Consider the following 17,206-nt stretch of genomic DNA (forward strand, 5'->3'; position numbering starts at 1 on the left):
TCAATCTTGGTAGTACCTATAATAGCCCTCTACAATACATATATCGAACAGTAACTATATTTTTCTAAAGAAATATGCGAACCAGAACCCCTAATATAAGAAAATGGTGGTGCGTAGCACCACCATTCCCACTCTCCCGATAAAGGGATGACCTGTGCGTTACTCCATATAATGCGCAGGATCATTTAAGAGATATTGAATTGTTGTTCATTTTATTGTGCGTGTGACAATGAGTAGGGCATATAAAAGATTAAGTGTTCTAGTGTTTATGTGAGTTCACGGGGTTCTAGGCCCGACTTTGGCCCTGCGAAGGCCGCAGGACGTAGTCAGACCCGGCCAGTGGAGGGCATAGGTCCACGTGAATCACATGTAGCATTAAGGCAGGTATATGCCCTATTAACGTGGAATCAAAGAAAATGAACAACAAGTAAGGAGCTATAAAATGATTAAAGACGCATTATATGCAGTAACGCATGGTCAAGATTTATCCTACGATCTTGCTAAAGATACAATGAACAAGATTATGAGCGGCGAGGTGGCTGAGGTGCCTATGGCTGGTTTCTTATGCGCCTTGGCGGCAAAGGGACCTACTGTAGATGAGGTTACAGCCTTTGCTGAGGTTATGCGCGAGAAGGCTGGTTCTGTACCTCATGAAGGTACTGTTGTGGAAATCGTAGGTACTGGCGGCGACGAAGCGAATACGTTCAATATTTCTACTACTTCTGGTTTTATCATTTCTGCCGCAGGTATTCCTGTAGCAAAGCATGGTAACCGCAGTGTATCTAGTAAATGTGGCGCTGCTGACTTGATTGAAGCATTAGGCGCTAAGTTAGAGCTTAATGGTGAACAAAATGAGGCAGTCCTCAACAAAGCAAATATGTGCTTCATGTTTGCTCCTGTATACCACCAAGCTATGAAATATGCAGGCCCTGTACGTAAAGCGTTAGGTGTTCGTACTGTATTCAACATCCTCGGACCTTTGGCGAACCCAGCAGGCGCTACTGTAGAGTTGATGGGCGTGTACGATAAATCTTTAGTAGAACCATTGGCTCGCGTATTGGCTAATCTTGGCGTTAAACGTGGCGCAGTTGTACACGGCTTTGATGGCCTTGATGAAATTACGGCTACCAACAAAACGTACGTATGCGAAATTAATAATGGTACTTTCACAAGCTATGAATTCGATCCTAAGGACTATGGTTTCGAATACGCTGATAAAACTGAGCTTGAAGGTGGCGACGCAACAGTAAATGCTGAGATTACACGCCGTGTTCTCGGTGGTGAGCAAGGCGGTAAACGCACAGCGGTTCTTCTCAACGCTGGTATGGCGATTTACCTTGCAAAAGATGGCATTACATTAGCAGAGGGCATTGAAGAGGCGAAAAACATGATCGACTCTGGCAAGGCGCTTGCTACAATGGAACAGTTTGTGAAAGCAACACAAGAGGTATAACCATTGATTTTAGATAAGATTGTAGAGGCTACTAAAATTCGAGTGGCCAAAGAAAAAGAGGTGGAAACGCTTGAGGCTGTGAAAGCAGCGGCCTTAGCGTTACCATCTGATACAGGATTTCCTTTTGAAGCAGCCCTTCGCCAGCAAGACTTTAACTTCATTTGTGAAGTAAAGAAGGCGTCCCCTTCAAAGGGGATTATCGCTGAGCATTTCCCATATTTAGACATCGCAAAAGAATATGAAGTAGCTGGGGCAGCAGCCATCTCTGTATTGACTGAGCCAGACTTCTTTAAGGGTGACAAAAAATATTTACAAGAAATTGCTAGCACCGTAAAAATCCCTGTACTACGCAAAGACTTCATCATCGATGAATACCAAATCTACCAAGCGAAGGTGTGGGGCGCTAGTGCAATCCTATTAATCTGCGCATGCCTCGATGTACCGACATTAACAAAGTTCCGCGAGTTAGCCGATTCTCTTGGTTTATCCTCTTTAGTAGAGGCCCATGACGAGCACGAAGTGCAAATGGCCATCGATTGCGGTGCCCGCATTATTGGCGTTAATAACCGCAATTTGAAAGACTTTACGGTTGATGTACAAAATAGTGTACGCTTGCGTAATCTCGTTGAAGACGATGTAATCTTTGTATCTGAAAGCGGTCTAGAAACACCAGAGGATATCCAAGTATTGCGAGATAATAATATTGGAGTGGCCTTGATGGGGGAAACCTTCATGCGTTCTCCTAACAAGGTTGAAAAGTTGGCATATCTTTATGGCCCCACATACTACACGCCAAAGGTTAAGATGTGTGGCATCTCTAAAGTAGAAACAATTCCGGCTATTGTAGATGTAAAGCCAGACTACATGGGCCTTGTATTTGCACCGAGCAAACGACAAGTGACGGTAGACCAAGCTAAAACATTAGTGGAAGAACTTCATAAACAATACGCAAAAACATATGGTGCAGTTGAAGCGCCAATGAATGCTGAAACAGCACAAGATAGTAAGAAATTTGTCCAAGAAAATCCTAATTTTGAGAACATTAAAACGGTAGGCGTTTTTGTAAATGAAACAGTAGATAACCTTGTGGCAATCGCAAATGAGGTTAATCTTGACGCAGTGCAATTGCACGGCGATGAAGATGAAGCTTTCATCCAAGCTCTCAAAGAGAAAACAGATGTAGAGGTTTGGAAGGCTGTTCAAATCCGCAGCGCTGCAGATGCAGAGGCGTGGATCGATAGTAGTGCGGATATGCTATTATTTGATGCGTATCATAAGGATGAACGAGGTGGTACGGGCGAAGTGTTCGACTGGTCTTGCTTAGATGAGTTTGAACGTCCATTTATGCTCGCTGGTGGTATCGACAGTACTAACGTGGCGCGTGCTATTCGCACAGTTCGCCCTTACGGTATAGATATTAGTAGCGGTATTGAAACAGATGGCGTGAAGGACGATGAGAAGATTAAAGCTTTTACCAACATTGTGAGAACAATAGCTCACTAAATCACAAAAAATACATAAATCTAAGATATAATAATATTTTAGGCACATCCGATGGAATTCATCGATTGTTGAGATAGATGCCAATAGTAACGCTATACAGGCGTGCTAGTAGGAATGGCATATGGAAAGGTAAGTTATATGAGTGAACAAAGACATGGTTATTTTGGCTCCTTCGGTGGCCAATTTATGCCAGAAACATTGATGAATGCAGTCATCGAATTGGAAGAGGCATACAACAAGTACAAAGATGATCCTGATTTCGTGCGCGAACTCGAGGATTTACATAAAAAATATACAGGTCGTCCATCCCTTTTATACTATGCAGATCGCATGACAAAAGACCTTGGTGGCGCCAAAATTTATTTGAAACGTGAAGATTTGAACCATACTGGTTCCCACAAATTGAACAATGTAATCGGCCAAATGTTATTGGCAAAACGGATGGGTAAAACTCGCGTTATTGCTGAAACTGGCGCAGGTCAACATGGTGTAGCAACAGCTACTATTGCTGCGTTGATGGGCATGGAATGTGAAGTATACATGGGTGCTGAAGACTGTGAACGTCAAGCGCTTAACGTATACCGTATGGAGTTATTAGGTACTAAGGTGCATCCTGTAACAAGTGGTACTAGCACATTAAAAGATGCTGTTTCTGAAGCGTTGCGCGAATGGACAAACCGCATGTCCGATACGCACTATGTATTGGGCTCTGTTATGGGCGCTCATCCATTCCCTATGATCGTTCGTGACTTCCAATCTATCATCAGCCGTGAAGCGCGTGAGCAAATCCTTGAAGCAGAAGGCAAATTGCCAACAGCTGTTATGGCTTGTGTAGGTGGCGGTTCCAATGCGATGGGTATGTTCTATCACTTCATTCCTGATGAAGGGGTTCGCCTTATCGGTTGTGAAGCAGCTGGTCGTGGTGTTGATACAGAGGAACATGCAGCAACAATTGCGAAGGGCTCTGTTGGTATCTTTCATGGTATGAAATCCTATTTCTGCCAAGACGAAGACGGCCAAATTGCTCCAGTATATTCTATCTCCGCAGGTCTTGATTACCCTGGTATCGGTCCTGAACATGCGTACTTGCATGATAGCGGTCGCGCTGAATACGTACCTGTAACGGATGACGAAGCAGTAGATGCTTTCGAATACTTGTCTCGCTTAGAGGGCATTATTCCAGCTATTGAAAGTGCTCATGCAGTGGCACATGCACGTAAAATTGCGCCTACTATGAGCAAGGACGATATCATTATTATTTGTTTATCTGGTCGCGGTGACAAAGACGTAGCGGCTATGGCGAAATATAGAGGGGTGGATCTTCATGAGTAAAATTAAAGACGCTTTCACAAAGGGTAAGGCATTCATCCCATTCATCAGCGCTGGTGATCATGGCATCGAGAATACAGAACGTTATATTCGCGTCATGGTGAAAGCCGGCGCCGACATGGTAGAAATTGGTATTCCTTTCTCCGATCCAACAGCGGAAGGTCCAGTTATCCAGGAAGCGAGCACACGCGCATTATCTACAGGCGTAAAAATTCACGATATCTTTGATATGGTGCGTCGTTTGCGTAGTGGAGATGATGCAGTGACAGTACCACTCGTGTTCATGACCTATTTGAACCCTATCTATGTATTCGGCCGTGAAAAATTCTTTACCCTCTGCGAAGAGGTTGGTATCTCTGGTGTCATCGTGCCAGATATGCCGTTTGAAGAAAAAGGGGAACTCGGGAGTGTAGCTAATAAACACGGCGTTGAAGTGGTATCCTTGATCGCTCCTACATCTGAAAACCGCATCGAAATGATCGCAAAAGACGCAGAAGGCTTTGTGTACTGCGTATCCTCCCTCGGTGTTACAGGTATGCGTAGCGAAATCAAAACGGATATTAAATCCATTGTTGAGACGATTCGCAAATATACAGATATTCCTGTAGCCGTTGGTTTTGGTATTTCTAAACCTGAACAAGCGGAAGCAATGGCTCGTGTATCTGACGGTGCTATCGTAGGCTCTGCTATCGTTAAAATCGTGGCAGAACATGGTGAACATGCAGACCAAGCATTATTTGACTACGTACAATCTATGAAACAAGCTGTACTAAAAGCTGACGCATAATAACAGCTACTGCATAATAAAATAGATAATACAATACATACTAAAAAGGACGTTATACATGTGTATAGCGTCCTTTTTAGGTTAGTTAGTTTAGTTATGTGTTATATGACTGGATAACCAGTTATGAAAGGGGAATGATTAGCCGTTTGTAGATTCGGAACGTTGATGTTGTTCACTGCGTTTAGCAGTGGCATTTTTATCATGTTTTTCACGTTCAGAAATTTTATGTTTTCTATATTTCTTTTGATCTGGTTTGAACCATGGATGAGCACTGCTGTCCACTGTGCCATCATCGTTCTTTACCATGCGATGGTTTTCACCAATTTGGAAGTGGTAATCTTTGGCTTGCGCTACATTAGCACCAATGCCTACTGTTAAGAATGCTGCCAAGCTGGCCATAGCTACTACTTTAGTCAATTTAGCGTTCATAAGTATTATCTCCTATACAAACTTAATTGCACGAATTTTAGTTGTAAAAAATATATTATTAGTATAGGTAAAATTAATGAAGAAGAAATGAAATGTTTGCCTTGATAAAGCATAGTATAATAGGATTATCTAAGTTTGTATCATATCTAAATATAGTAGGAGTTTTATGAAACAGAGAGTATATGAAATCCTCTATCGCGAGCTAGTAGAAAACTATGCAAATGGTAAAGGACGAACAACGACAGCCGATTTTTGGCTTACCATAAGTGCTATGACCTTTGTATACGGTCTAGTTACATTCATAGCAGGTCTTGCTACCTTCATTCCTTATGGATTTCTATATGCTATATCCTTAGGGGGCGGCGTATTGACTGCATTGACGGTATTATTAACATTGCCGACTATTATGCTAGTAGCAAGACGGTTGCGTGATTCTAATAATGATCCAACATTGATGATTCTTGTCTTTGTTCCTATTTTAGGATGGTTGGTTTTGCTCTACCTATTATGTAAACGGTCGGCTCCAACACAAGAAGTAAACGTAACTAATGAACAGATATCTGCAGAAACAAGTATAAAGGAAAAGAAATCAATTTCGGGTGTATTCATCGTGGCTATCCTTGTTTTAGGTTGGGTTACTAGCAGTGTAGGGACATCTATGATGGGGCATAATTATATGGTAGAAGAAACAGCCTTTGGTAATTTAGGACAAGGTGCTTTTACCAAAAAAGCAAACCGTTTACTACGTAGTGATTCTGCTACAACAGAAGGTTATCTAGTTGTGAAAGAGTATTACCAAGCACTTGCGAATGGGGATTATCATAGTGCGTATCGAGAATTGAGTAGTCGTGAAATGGAACGATATGGCACCTTTGATCTTTGGCAACAGGCTAAGGCAAAGGAACAACGTTCTGCTGTTGAATCTATACAATTAGATTATGTGTCTCAAGATATTGATGATGATGTAATTGTGGATTATATCGGATATAGAGTGGACTTTGTAGATAAAAGACCATCTATGTTAGTACGTTTATATAGTGTGGGTAACGGTTGGAAAATCGTTGGTTTTGAAGAGTTTGAGGAGGACTAGTATGGCATCTGTAAATGTATATGATTTAAACTATACCGATGCCTTCGTGCTAGGCATCAAAAACTACGCCAATTTTAAAGGTCGTGCGAGCCGTAGTGAATACTGGCGATTCATGGCTGGAATGATGATGGTTCAAGGAACACTAGGGGGCGTAGCCATTCTTTGTAAAGGTATTGGTCTTTATAACTTCGAGTCTATTATTGATACGATTAGGTTGTTAGTCACTTTATTTTTTGTGATTCCCAATATTGCCATCACAACGCGACGTATGCATGATATTGGCCGTAGCGGCTGGACTCAACTGATTTCCTTTATTCCCATTATAGGCTTCTTTATATTCTTGAACTATGAATTGAAACGAGGCGATGAAGGCGAGAATGGTTACGGTGAAAGAACTGCCTATATACCTATTACTAGGAATATAAGTGAATCTACAGGGCTTGAAGCAACTCCATCTCGAAAACAAGACTGGGTTATGGGCATTACCATCTTTGTTCTTAAATCCATCGTCTTTGGTGATACTATCGGTGATATATTATGGTATGGCATTAATGCCAATGGCTACATATAGTAATAACCTGTATCAAATAGCATACTTATTATTTTATTTTATAAAAGTTTAACAACTCCTTTATAGACAATATAACACTTTGTAGTAAAATGAAATCAAGATGAATTTAAAAATATAGATATGGTTACGTTACAACATATCTAAGTTACTATATGTGTTAAGAACAACAGGACTTTATGAGCTTCACTGTTTCCTGCTGTGAATGGAAGGAGTTTAGTATGAGACCTTGTCCCTATTGTGGACACGAGGTGTTAAAAAGTGAACGATACTGTCCAAACTGTGGACGTATTCGTAAAGCACCCATTTCGTTAGATAAATATAGTCTAGGCATGATTGAAAACTTTAAACAATGTTTTGTTTATAAATACGCTGACTTTGAAGGGCGTGCCAGTCGTAGTGAATATTGGAATTTCTTTTTGGTGTATCAATTGCTATTTGTAGCTATTTTATTTACTTGTGCATTCTTGAGTTATATCAGTCCGCTCTCTAGTGTGGTTGGCGTTGGTTTCGGGCTAGTCATTCTTGTACTTATGTCCGTCGTTATGGTCATCCCTAGCGTAGCTGTTGCAGTACGACGCTTGCACGATCAAGGCCGTTCTGGCGGACTTGTCTTTGTGGGCCTCGTTCCTGTTATTGGTACAATTATATTGTTAGTGTTAATGGCTCTTCCTGGTGAAAGCCATACAAACCGTTTTGGATTACCAACAGGGCACGTTATCCTTACAAAACAAATGGCTCATGAAATTGGCTTAATAGATGCTACACCTACCACAGGCCTTACAGCAGGATTACTATGTGCAATCTTTGTGCTGTGGTTCCTGGTAGATCGATTACTAACAACAAGTGTGATGTAAAAATGACAACTCTCCTTATAGCTTCACTATAGGGAGAGTTTCTTTTTTAGTTAATTTAGATGTCTATTTATTGTCGCATATTGTTTTGGTGCTACTATTTTAATACAATAGTTTTACTAGAGGTTAAACGTATATAGGAGAGCGTGTATGAATGGTATAAATTGGTGGCGTCGCTTAGGGATAGTCTGCTGCGTGATGGTAACATTAGGTTGTATTAGTGGTTGTCAGTGGAATTTAGATAATCTAAAGCAATATAGTCAAGATTCATCAGCAAGAGACAGTAAAAAGGATGAAACGAAGAGGGTGTTTCGCTTCTATTTGGCTGCTACAAATGAGTTTAACTACAATGAGGTTAAATACGGTAGCCAATATGATCTAATCTGGCAACAGGCAAGTTCAAATGAACCACTAACGGATTTTAAGGTACAGGATTATGAGCGTCTTGAACAGGAACTAGTAGCTGCTAAAGAGGCAGGTCGTTCATACGAGGATCTTGAAAGCACAACAGATGCTCTATTGCCTATCTTGCATGACATCGTAAGCGATGTAAAGGCTTTAGATTCGTATTATAAAGCAAAGCAGTATGAAAAAGATAATTATGCATTTAGTCAAGCTACACTAGCTAAGCTTTCAGCGTTATTAGAAGTATTTGAACCAAAATATGAAGCGTTAAATGAGGCAGTTGCGGCTGCTCATAAAAAAGAACGTAATAAAGATATTGAGTTGATGCGTTCGAATGGTCAAGTGAATGGTGCTCATATGATAGAGATGATGGGGTACTATAGTGATATTGTTAGCCATATAATTGAGCGAGGGCCTAATAGTGATGTGCAATGGGTGAAAGCTCAAAAGGACGCAGCCAATGCAATTGTACCTAAGTTTACGTCTGTGGAGGTACAAAATCGGATTGAACAAGCTAAGAATCTTGATGCGGCTATTGATGCATTTGTAGCAGAACAAAGTGCTGAGACACATCATGAGGTAATTTCACAATATAATGAGCTAGCTCGGACACCGATGAATTTTAAATTACTAGATAAAGTACAAGATGCTTATATACCTGAAGGTATATAGTTTACTTGTTGACAATTTCCCCGTTTGAGTTCTATAATTATCTATTATATGAATATTGCGTTGAAAAAGACGGCACATCTCAGACGGATTTAGTAGAGACCAAACTCATGGGCTGAAAGGTTTGGAAATCTAGAGATTTGCGGATCACTTTGGAGCAAGCAGGAACCCTGCCGGTGAACACCGTTATATGTCTAAGTGGCTTTCACAAAATGAAGCCTAGTTATTTCGTATGCTCGGAATATTCTAGCTTTCACAGAAGGTCAGTAGGGTGGTACCACGGATATTACGTCCGTCCCTTCGGGGACGGGCGATTTTTTTATGTAAAAGGAGCACATCATGGATTACGGTAAGACGTTACATTTGCCTGAAACAGAATTCCCAATGCGCGGCAATTTGCCTAAGCGCGAACCAGAAATTTTAAAGTTCTGGGAAGACAACAAAATTTATCAAAAACGTTTGGAATTGCGTAAAGACGCAAAACCTTTCATCTTGCATGATGGCCCTCCATACGCAAATGGTAAATTGCATATCGGTCATGCCCTCAACAAAACGTTGAAGGACATCATCATGAAATACAAAACAATGACTGGTCATTATACTCGCTATATCCCTGGTTGGGATACGCACGGTTTGCCAATTGAGCATGCGGTTATTAAAAACACTGGTCTTAACCGTCATGAAATGGCGCCATTGGACTTGCGCAACAAATGTAAGGAATATGCATTAGAATGCGTAGAAACTCAAAAACAAGACTTCATTCGCTTTGGTGTATTAGGCGAATGGGAACGCCCTTATTTGACATTGCGCCCTGAATTCGAAGTAAAACAACTTGGTATCTTCGGCGAAATGGCAAAACGCGGCCACATCTATAAAGGCCTTAAAACTGTATACTGGTGTACACACTGCGAAACTGCATTGGCAGAAGCAGAAATCGAATACGCTGAGAAAAAATCCTTCTCCATTTACGTAAAATTCCCTTACGTATCCGAGAAAAAGGTAACATTGCCAGCTGGCGTAGATCCAAAACAAGCATACTCCGTTATTTGGACAACTACTCCTTGGACAATGCCTGCCAACGTAGCTATCTCTGTTAACCCAGAGCTTGAATATGGTTGGGTAAAAGTAGGCGACGAATACTACTTGATGGCTACTGAACTCGTTGATGCGGCTATGAAAGATATCGGTATCGAAGACTACGAAATCGTAAATCGATTCTCTGGTGCAGATTTAGAATTGGCTGAATTCAAACATCCATTTGTTGAACGTAATGCTACAGTATTGTGTGGTGACCATGTAACACTCGAAGCAGGTACTGGTTGCGTACATACAGCTCCTGCACACGGTGAAGATGACTTTAACATCGTTATGCGTTATAACAAGGAAGGCAAAACTGAACTTCCTATCGTATCTCTTGTTAATGAAACTGGTAACTACACTAAACAAGTGGACGACAACCGTTATGGTGATACTGAATTCCCATTGGCTGGTGTAGAAATCCATGATGCAGAGGTGCCTGTAATCAAAATCTTGGCGCACAACAATGCATTGCTTCATAAATCTAGCTTGCGTCACCAATACGCTCACTGCTGGCGTTGTAAAAACCCTGTCATCTACCGTGCTACAGAACAATGGTTCTCCTCTGTAGATGGGTACCGCCAACAAGCACTTGATGCAATCGACAATCAAGTACAATGGATTCCTAAATGGGGCCATGATCGTATCTTCAACATGGTTCGCGATCGTGGTGACTGGGTAATTTCCCGTCAACGTATTTGGGGCGTGCCAATTCCTATTTACTATTGTGAAAGCTGTGGCGAGCACATCATCAACGATGATACGATCAAAGCATTACAAGAAAAAGTAGCCGTAGAAGGCTCCGATGCTTGGTGGGCTCACAGTGCAAAAGAATTGTTACCAGAAGGTTTCAAATGTCCTCATTGCGGTCATGATGAGTTCAAAAAAGAAACAGACATCATGGACGTATGGTTTGACTCTGGTTCCTCTTGGTCTGGCGTACTTGAAGTTAATGGCTTAGATGTACCATGTGCTATGTACCTTGAAGGTTCTGACCAACATCGCGGTTGGTTCAACTCTTCCTTGTTGACTGCAGTAGCAACAAATGGTAAAGCACCATACAACTCCGTATTGACTCACGGCTTCGTTGTGGACGGCGAAGGTCGCAAAATGTCTAAATCTGTAGGTAATACAGTAGCACCTAGCGACATTATCGACGTATACGGCGCTGACGTTATGCGTTTGTGGGTATCCTCTGCGGATTACCAAGCAGACGTACGTTTGTCCAAAGACATCGTAAAACAATTGTCCGAAGTATACCGTAAGATCCGTAATACATTCCGCTTCTTGCTTGGTAACTTGGATGACTTCAATCCAAACACTGATAAAGTGGCTTATGCAGATATGTCCGAATTCGACAAATGGGCATTGTTGCGCTTAGAAGAAGTACGACAAAAGGTTACTGACGCATACGAAAACTATGAATTCCACATGTTGTACCATGCAATTCATAACTTCTGCACAGTAGACTTGAGCTCCATCTACCTTGATGTAATGAAAGATACTATGTATGCTGAAAGCAAAAACAACGTAGCTCGTCGTTCTGCTCAAACAGCAATGTACGAAATCTTGAAAACATTGGTAGCTATGGTATCTCCAGTACTTTCCTTCACAGCTGAAGAAGTTTGGAAATACATGCCTAAAGAAGACGGCATGCCTGAATCTGTTATGCTTCAAGATTGGCCACAAGGTCATCCTGAACACTTCAACCAAGAATTGGCTGATAAATGGAACCAATTGTTAGACTTGCGTACATCCGTACAAAAAGCATTGGAACTTGCTCGTCAAAACAAAACAATCGGTCACCCATTGGATGCATCCGTTACAGTATATGCTGAAGGCGCTGCATTCGACGCATTGAACGCTCTTGGTGAAGAAGGCTTAGCTAAACTCGTTATCGTATCCGAAGCTCACATCGTAAATGGCGCTGCTCCAGCAGAGGCTGTAAAAGACGAAGAAACAGGCGTTGCAACAGTAGTTGCTCCATCTGAACTTGAAAAATGTGAACGCTGCTGGATCCACCGCGATACAGTAGGTCAAGACAGCGAACACCCTACACTTTGCCACCGCTGTGCAGAGGTAGTAAGAAGTATATAACATATAATGAATATAAAGCGAAAAATGATTATATTTATCTGATATATCGGTTATAGTGACTTTATTAATTTTATCTGATTATAATATTGGACCTTTTAAGGTATAATGATTATATATAGAGGTTTCATTATTTTTGAATGGAGGGCTATATTATGTCCATGACAAAAAAAATAGAGAAAAAATTATTGGATAAAGAAGAAAAGCGCGCTAAAGAATTATTAGATGAGTTAGGTGTGGATAAAAAAGACGATTCCGACGTTAAAGTGAATGTGGAAACCGGTAATAAGCTCTATGATCGATTATTGGAAAAAAAGACAAAACGGTTGTATGTACAAGAAGAGGCATTAGGGATAAAACCTGATTCGGATAAAAAATAAATTTAGGTCAAGACAGCAAATACCCTACACTTTGCCATCGATGTGCAGAGGTTGTTACATCTCTATAATCCAAAGAACATAATACATACTATGATTTGTCTATTATGTATTAACTTCTAAATAGGAAACCCTTCTCTATACTATCTTTAGTTATTCTTATACTAAAGTAGTGAGAGAAGGGTTTTCTTGTTATATGTATCTGTCCTGTAAGTACGTTTATGAAAATTTACATCTCTTAGTTTGTTAATTATTAAAATTTTATAGAAATTTATGAATTCATTGTATGCTATCTTTCTCATATAACTAATCGTATTAATTGAGACATTGTCATTTCCCTCATGAAAAATTAATGTGTAAATTTTTACTCATTTCACATTAGATTTAATGTCCTAGTTTAAGATATTTATAGTTAGTTTAGTTATTGTGCTTATATGAGAAGGAGGAAGAGCAATGGTAGCAACTATCATTAAAGCAATTTTGGCTGCACTTACTGGTTTAGCAAACGCAATCTTGCCTTTATTCAAATAACAATTTCATTCCCCAGAAAAAAGACCACCCAGCTTGCGGGTGGTCTTTTTCTTTTGCCTGAAAATAGAAATCAATTTGTAACATAATGATTTAGAGAATCTTTAACTATCGTTTAACTATAGGGCTTTATATTGACTATGGAAAATAGCATACCTATAATTAAGATGAATAAACCATGAAATAAACGTGAAGGGCGGATAGGGTTGTGTGGTTTTATTTCTTATACAAAACGAGGGGAGCGTGTAAGTTATGAGAAAAAACATAATTATTAAGGCGTTAGTTTTAGGATCTATAGGATGTGCTTTCACTATTACAGGAATGGCAGCCAATGGGCATGGGCAAGGTTACGCAGATTCTACTACAGAAGTGAATGGGGCAAAGCATGAAGCAGTTCGTTCAAATTGGATGGATCGCACAGATATTACTGTAGGGGCTCAATCTAAGATGGGAGCTCAAGTTTCTGTTGAAACATTACAACCTTTGACCCATTATGATGAAAACTCTAAATCAGTGTTCTTTGTACAAGGCGGCATCGGTAAAGGTGGACAAGAAGATAAGGCTAGTTATTTCTCTGGTGGTAATGGAGGATTTTGGTATCCGTACAATCCAATTACAAAAAAAGGTGAACAACGGTATAGACCTGAGGAACATCATGATACTAAGTCATTGGGGACTGTTGCCAATGTTGGGTTAGGCTATCGTGTTCTCAGTAAGCATGAACATGCGTATGTAGGCATTAATACGTTCTATGACCATTCTTTCTCGAAAAAATATAACCGTATCAGCGGCGGTTTGGAATATGTATCTGGCCTTAATGAAGTTCGCGCTAATATCTATAAGGGGTTAAATAGTACAAAATCTGAACCTTATAATGTACCTTTATATGAAGGTTATTTTGAATTCTTGTTAGATGGTGGCCCTGCAGGCTATACAGTTTACAAATCTCAAAAAGCATTGTCCGGATATGATGTAAGCTATGCACGCACCTTTAAAAATGCTCGATGGGCACGTGCTTATGTAGGAGCTTATCATTGGAATGGTTTAGGTGTTAAAACTCATGGTGAAGGACCAGCCTTAGCTCTTAATGTTGGTAAAAGCCACGGCTGGCAAGCTGGTACTACATTGCAACTTACACCACATGTTTCTCTAGATGTAGGGTATACATCAGATAATAATCATTCTAGTGGGGCCTATGGCTTTGTTAAATATACATTGGGTACATCTAAATTTGCTTGGCATGGTGGTAAGCACAGTGATGATACCATTACCAATGCACGGGCTAGAATGTTAGATAAAGTAGATCGCAGTCCAATGCGAGTAGGTAATACCTATGAAGAATTCTGGATGGTAGTACCTTATGATCACTTATAAAGGTTAGTGGGGCGTAAGTAATATATGAAAAGCAAGTTAGTATTTAGAGCCATGGTATTAGGTGCCATAGCATGTGCATTTAGTGCTACAGGTTTTGCAGCAGATGTACAAAATGGACATGGACAAGGTATTGCAGATTCTACTACAGAAGTAAATGGGGCTAAGCATGAAGCGGTTCGTTCCAATTGGTTAGATCGAACAGATATTGCTATAGGTGTGCAAACTGGGGGCTCATCTGATTCACACAAGGGGATGTTCCCTAGTGATTATAATAATAACTTTTACAATACAAAATCAGATTACGGGAATATCACTAAAGCCTATATAGAAACATTGCAGCCTATTACCCATTATGATGAAAATTCTAAGAGCGTTGTGTTCGTACAAGGTCGTATTGGCCGTGGTGGTGAGAAAATCTCCTCTAAAGAGGTAAGAGGTTATTTCACTCCAGACCTTGTAATGTCACCATTTGGGTTTGATGTTTTTACGGAAATCAATACAGATGAAAAAACATCTGAGTCGTTAGGAACGGTTGGTAGCTTAGGTGTTGGTTATCGTATTCTTAGTAAACATGAACATGCTTATGTAGGTGTTAACGCTTTTGTAGATCGTGCTTTCACAGGAAATTACAATCGTATCAGTGGTGGTGTAGAGTATGTGAATGGACTCAACGAAGTATATGCCAATGTGTATAGAGGCCTTGGTGATAAGGAACTCGTAAAAGGCGGTGGCGGTAATCCATATCCTAAACGATTGTATCCTAATGGCTATCCAGATACATTCCCATACAATACCATTCCTAGTGAAAATTATAATACCTATGTAGGTGGTGGCGTGTTAGATGGATATGAAATAGGGATTGTAAGGTCCTTTAAAAATGCACGTTGGGCTCGTGCCTATGTAAATGGGTATCGTTGGAATGGCAATGGATTTAACCACAAACAAGAATATAATTGGGGTCGTCCAGGTCATTGGTCCGTGCCATGGTTTACTGCACGAAATGCTAACCATTATAAAGGCATTAAAATTGGTGCTGAATTACAGTTAACACCACATATATCTTTAGATATTGGGTATAACAATGCCAATAACATGTCGAAAGGGATGTATGGCACTCTTAAATATACATTAGGTACATCTAAATTTGCCTTCTGGGGTGGCAAGCATAGTGATGATACGATTACTACAGCTCGCTCTAAAATGCTAGATAAGGTACGTCGTCAAGACATGATTGTAGAATCCTTTGATGACATTGAATACGATTATTTGGCGCCAATTGATCATCTATAATACCACTGTAGTTTAGATTATAGATATTAAATAAGACATGTAATAATAGGAAAGTAATTTATATGAGCAAGACATTAATGATAAAAGCAATGGTTTTAGGTGCTGTAGCATGTGCATTTAGTGCTACAGGTTTTGCAGCAGATGTACAAAATGGACATGGCCAAGGTATTGCAGATTCTACTACAGAAGTGAATGTGGCTAAGCATGAAGCAGTTCGTTCTAACTGGATGGATCGTACAGATATCGTAGTTGGCGTTGGTATGAAAAATTCTGAAGAGTCGAGTAGCCATCACTTCCATAATTTTACGCCTTGGGAAAATCATCCTATTGTGGGGACTTCTGATAAATCCAAATCTACAGAACTCAACAAGTTATACATTGAGACATTACAACCTATAACCCATTACGATGAAAATGCTAAAAGTGTTGTCTTTGTACAAGGTCGTATTGGACGCAGTGGAGAAAAGATAACCTCTAATAAATTAAATAATTATTGGGTTCCAGCTAGACCTGCAGGGACGTTTACGGTATATAATGGGCAAACAGATAAGGAAGAGTCCTTAGGTGTAAATGCTAATGTTGGTGTAGGGTATCGTCGCCTTAGTAAAGGTGAGCATGCTTACGTTGGTGTTAATGCATTCTATGACCATGCATTTAAAAATGGATATAAACGTGTTAGTGGTGGCTTAGAATATGTGGTAGGGCTTAATGAATTCCATGCCAATATTTATAAAAATTTAGGATCTAATGAAAGAAAATATATAGGCCTTCATGGGCGAACTGATACATGGTATGATCCTACAGGATTGTATCCATATGGAATGGATCCTGATCAAAGTCTTTATGATTATGCTAGGGTTGATTATGAAAATCACTGGGCTCTAAGTGAAAATACTGTAGCTAGAGGTTATGATATTGGCTATGCTCGAACATTTAAAAATGCTAGATGGGCTCGTGTATATGCAGACTATTATAACTGGCGTGGTAGAGAGGCTGTAAAAGTAGGGTATTATAAATTACCAAAACGCGATGCTATTAAAGGCTTTAAAGTGGGGGCAGAATTCCATATTACACCACATCTTACTCTTGATGCGGGTTATAAAACAGCGTCTCATCATTTGAGTGGTCCTTATGCAACTTTGAAATATACAATCGGTACATCCAAGTTTGCTTGGCGTGGTGGTAAACATAGTGAAAGTGCGATTACAACAGCTCGCTCTAAGATGCTTGATAAGGTACGTCGCATTGATATGGTTGTACAAGAAACTGTAGAAGAAACTTATGATCATGGCGTTGTCGATGTAGGCTTATAGGGGCTTTTGCGTACATTATCGTCATAATCATTTATAATAGTTTAGCTTGTTCATAGGTTATAAAAA

14 protein-coding genes are annotated in these 17,206 nt (G+C 40.1%); 13 read left to right on the forward strand and 1 reads right to left on the reverse strand.

The genetic code is table 11. The features are described from left to right. Positions 1 to 442: 442 nt before the first annotated feature. From trpD to trpA, 4 genes are all read left to right on the forward strand, one after another. Positions 443 to 1,453 (forward strand): anthranilate phosphoribosyltransferase, encoded by a 1,011-nt coding sequence (gene trpD, locus O3607_RS06780; RefSeq protein WP_298633145.1) that lies wholly within the window; start codon positions 443 to 445, stop codon positions 1,451 to 1,453. 3 nt (positions 1,454 to 1,456) lie between these two features. Next, positions 1,457 to 2,956: a bifunctional indole-3-glycerol-phosphate synthase TrpC/phosphoribosylanthranilate isomerase TrpF gene (gene trpCF / locus O3607_RS06785; protein ID WP_371443600.1), complete on the forward strand. Its 1,500-nt coding sequence runs from the start codon at positions 1,457 to 1,459 to the stop codon at positions 2,954 to 2,956. 138 nt (positions 2,957 to 3,094) lie between these two features. Then, a complete protein-coding gene (gene trpB / locus O3607_RS06790; protein ID WP_295804538.1) occupies positions 3,095 to 4,288 on the forward strand; it encodes a tryptophan synthase subunit beta in 1,194 nt (397 codons plus the stop codon). Further along, complete coding sequence (gene trpA, locus O3607_RS06795; protein WP_156719401.1) at positions 4,281 to 5,072, forward strand: tryptophan synthase subunit alpha; 792 nt, start codon at positions 4,281 to 4,283, stop codon at positions 5,070 to 5,072. Before trpB ends, trpA begins: the two co-directional genes overlap by 8 nt. A gap of 138 nt (positions 5,073 to 5,210) precedes the next feature. Here the strand turns inward: trpA and O3607_RS06800 are convergent, their stop codons facing one another. Then, the gene (locus tag O3607_RS06800; protein ID WP_227283452.1) at positions 5,211 to 5,501 is read right to left on the reverse strand and encodes a hypothetical protein; all 291 of its coding nucleotides are present in this window, start codon (positions 5,499 to 5,501) and stop codon (positions 5,211 to 5,213) included. Positions 5,502 to 5,667: 166 nt separating this feature from the next. Between O3607_RS06800 and O3607_RS06805 the strand changes: the two genes are divergently transcribed. The 9 genes from O3607_RS06805 to O3607_RS06845 all read left to right on the forward strand — a co-directional run bounded on the left by O3607_RS06805 (position 5,668) and on the right by O3607_RS06845 (position 17,140). Further along, a complete protein-coding gene (locus O3607_RS06805; protein ID WP_287536479.1) occupies positions 5,668 to 6,591 on the forward strand; it encodes a DUF805 domain-containing protein in 924 nt (307 codons plus the stop codon). A 1-nt stretch (position 6,592) separates the two neighbouring features. After that, positions 6,593 to 7,162 (forward strand): DUF805 domain-containing protein, encoded by a 570-nt coding sequence (locus tag O3607_RS06810; RefSeq protein WP_371443601.1) that lies wholly within the window; start codon positions 6,593 to 6,595, stop codon positions 7,160 to 7,162. 218 nt (positions 7,163 to 7,380) lie between these two features. Then, positions 7,381 to 8,016, forward strand: a complete 636-nt coding sequence (locus O3607_RS06815; RefSeq protein WP_024066823.1) for a DUF805 domain-containing protein — start codon at positions 7,381 to 7,383, stop codon at positions 8,014 to 8,016. A 147-nt stretch (positions 8,017 to 8,163) separates the two neighbouring features. Further along, positions 8,164 to 9,090, forward strand: coding sequence for a DUF3829 domain-containing protein (locus tag O3607_RS06820; RefSeq protein WP_178884253.1), 927 nt, complete (start codon positions 8,164 to 8,166; stop codon positions 9,088 to 9,090). Positions 9,091 to 9,426: 336 nt separating this feature from the next. Then, on the forward strand, positions 9,427 to 12,261 hold the full coding sequence (ileS, locus tag O3607_RS06825; protein ID WP_371443602.1) for an isoleucine--tRNA ligase: 2,835 nt from the start codon (positions 9,427 to 9,429) through the stop codon (positions 12,259 to 12,261). A gap of 152 nt (positions 12,262 to 12,413) precedes the next feature. Then, the gene (locus tag O3607_RS06830) at positions 12,414 to 12,638 is read left to right on the forward strand and encodes a hypothetical protein (RefSeq protein WP_227283456.1); all 225 of its coding nucleotides are present in this window, start codon (positions 12,414 to 12,416) and stop codon (positions 12,636 to 12,638) included. A 777-nt stretch (positions 12,639 to 13,415) separates the two neighbouring features. Continuing rightward, the gene (locus tag O3607_RS06835) at positions 13,416 to 14,537 is read left to right on the forward strand and encodes an inverse autotransporter beta domain-containing protein (RefSeq protein WP_129823571.1); all 1,122 of its coding nucleotides are present in this window, start codon (positions 13,416 to 13,418) and stop codon (positions 14,535 to 14,537) included. A 24-nt stretch (positions 14,538 to 14,561) separates the two neighbouring features. Beyond that, the gene (locus tag O3607_RS06840) at positions 14,562 to 15,827 is read left to right on the forward strand and encodes an inverse autotransporter beta domain-containing protein (protein WP_302208569.1); all 1,266 of its coding nucleotides are present in this window, start codon (positions 14,562 to 14,564) and stop codon (positions 15,825 to 15,827) included. Positions 15,828 to 15,889: 62 nt separating this feature from the next. Continuing rightward, positions 15,890 to 17,140 carry an inverse autotransporter beta domain-containing protein gene (locus O3607_RS06845; RefSeq protein ID WP_178884259.1) on the forward strand — a complete coding sequence of 417 codons (1,251 nt, stop codon included), beginning with the start codon at positions 15,890 to 15,892 and terminating at the stop codon, positions 17,138 to 17,140. Positions 17,141 to 17,206: the final 66 nt, after the last annotated feature.

This window comes from Veillonella sp. 20925_1_51 (genome assembly GCF_041431445.1).
GTDB classification, from domain to species: Bacteria; Bacillota; Negativicutes; order Veillonellales; family Veillonellaceae; genus Veillonella; species Veillonella nakazawae.

Bases quoted from the DNA above. Each gene is read 5' to 3' on its own strand.
- trpD (WP_298633145.1), top strand. From the start codon at position 443: ATGATTAAAGACGCATTATATGCAGTAACGCATGGTCAAGATTTATCC.
- trpB (WP_295804538.1), top strand. From the start codon at position 3,095: ATGAGTGAACAAAGACATGGTTATTTTGGCTCCTTCGGTGGCCAATTT.
- trpA (WP_156719401.1), top strand. From the start codon at position 4,281: ATGAGTAAAATTAAAGACGCTTTCACAAAGGGTAAGGCATTCATCCCA.
- O3607_RS06800 (WP_227283452.1), bottom strand. From the start codon at position 5,501: ATGAACGCTAAATTGACTAAAGTAGTAGCTATGGCCAGCTTGGCAGCA.
- O3607_RS06805 (WP_287536479.1), top strand. From the start codon at position 5,668: ATGAAACAGAGAGTATATGAAATCCTCTATCGCGAGCTAGTAGAAAAC.
- O3607_RS06810 (WP_371443601.1), top strand. From the start codon at position 6,593: ATGGCATCTGTAAATGTATATGATTTAAACTATACCGATGCCTTCGTG.
- O3607_RS06815 (WP_024066823.1), top strand. From the start codon at position 7,381: ATGAGACCTTGTCCCTATTGTGGACACGAGGTGTTAAAAAGTGAACGA.
- O3607_RS06820 (WP_178884253.1), top strand. From the start codon at position 8,164: ATGAATGGTATAAATTGGTGGCGTCGCTTAGGGATAGTCTGCTGCGTG.
- ileS (WP_371443602.1), top strand. From the start codon at position 9,427: ATGGATTACGGTAAGACGTTACATTTGCCTGAAACAGAATTCCCAATG.
- O3607_RS06830 (WP_227283456.1), top strand. From the start codon at position 12,414: ATGTCCATGACAAAAAAAATAGAGAAAAAATTATTGGATAAAGAAGAA.
- O3607_RS06835 (WP_129823571.1), top strand. From the start codon at position 13,416: ATGAGAAAAAACATAATTATTAAGGCGTTAGTTTTAGGATCTATAGGA.
- O3607_RS06840 (WP_302208569.1), top strand. From the start codon at position 14,562: ATGAAAAGCAAGTTAGTATTTAGAGCCATGGTATTAGGTGCCATAGCA.
- O3607_RS06845 (WP_178884259.1), top strand. From the start codon at position 15,890: ATGAGCAAGACATTAATGATAAAAGCAATGGTTTTAGGTGCTGTAGCA.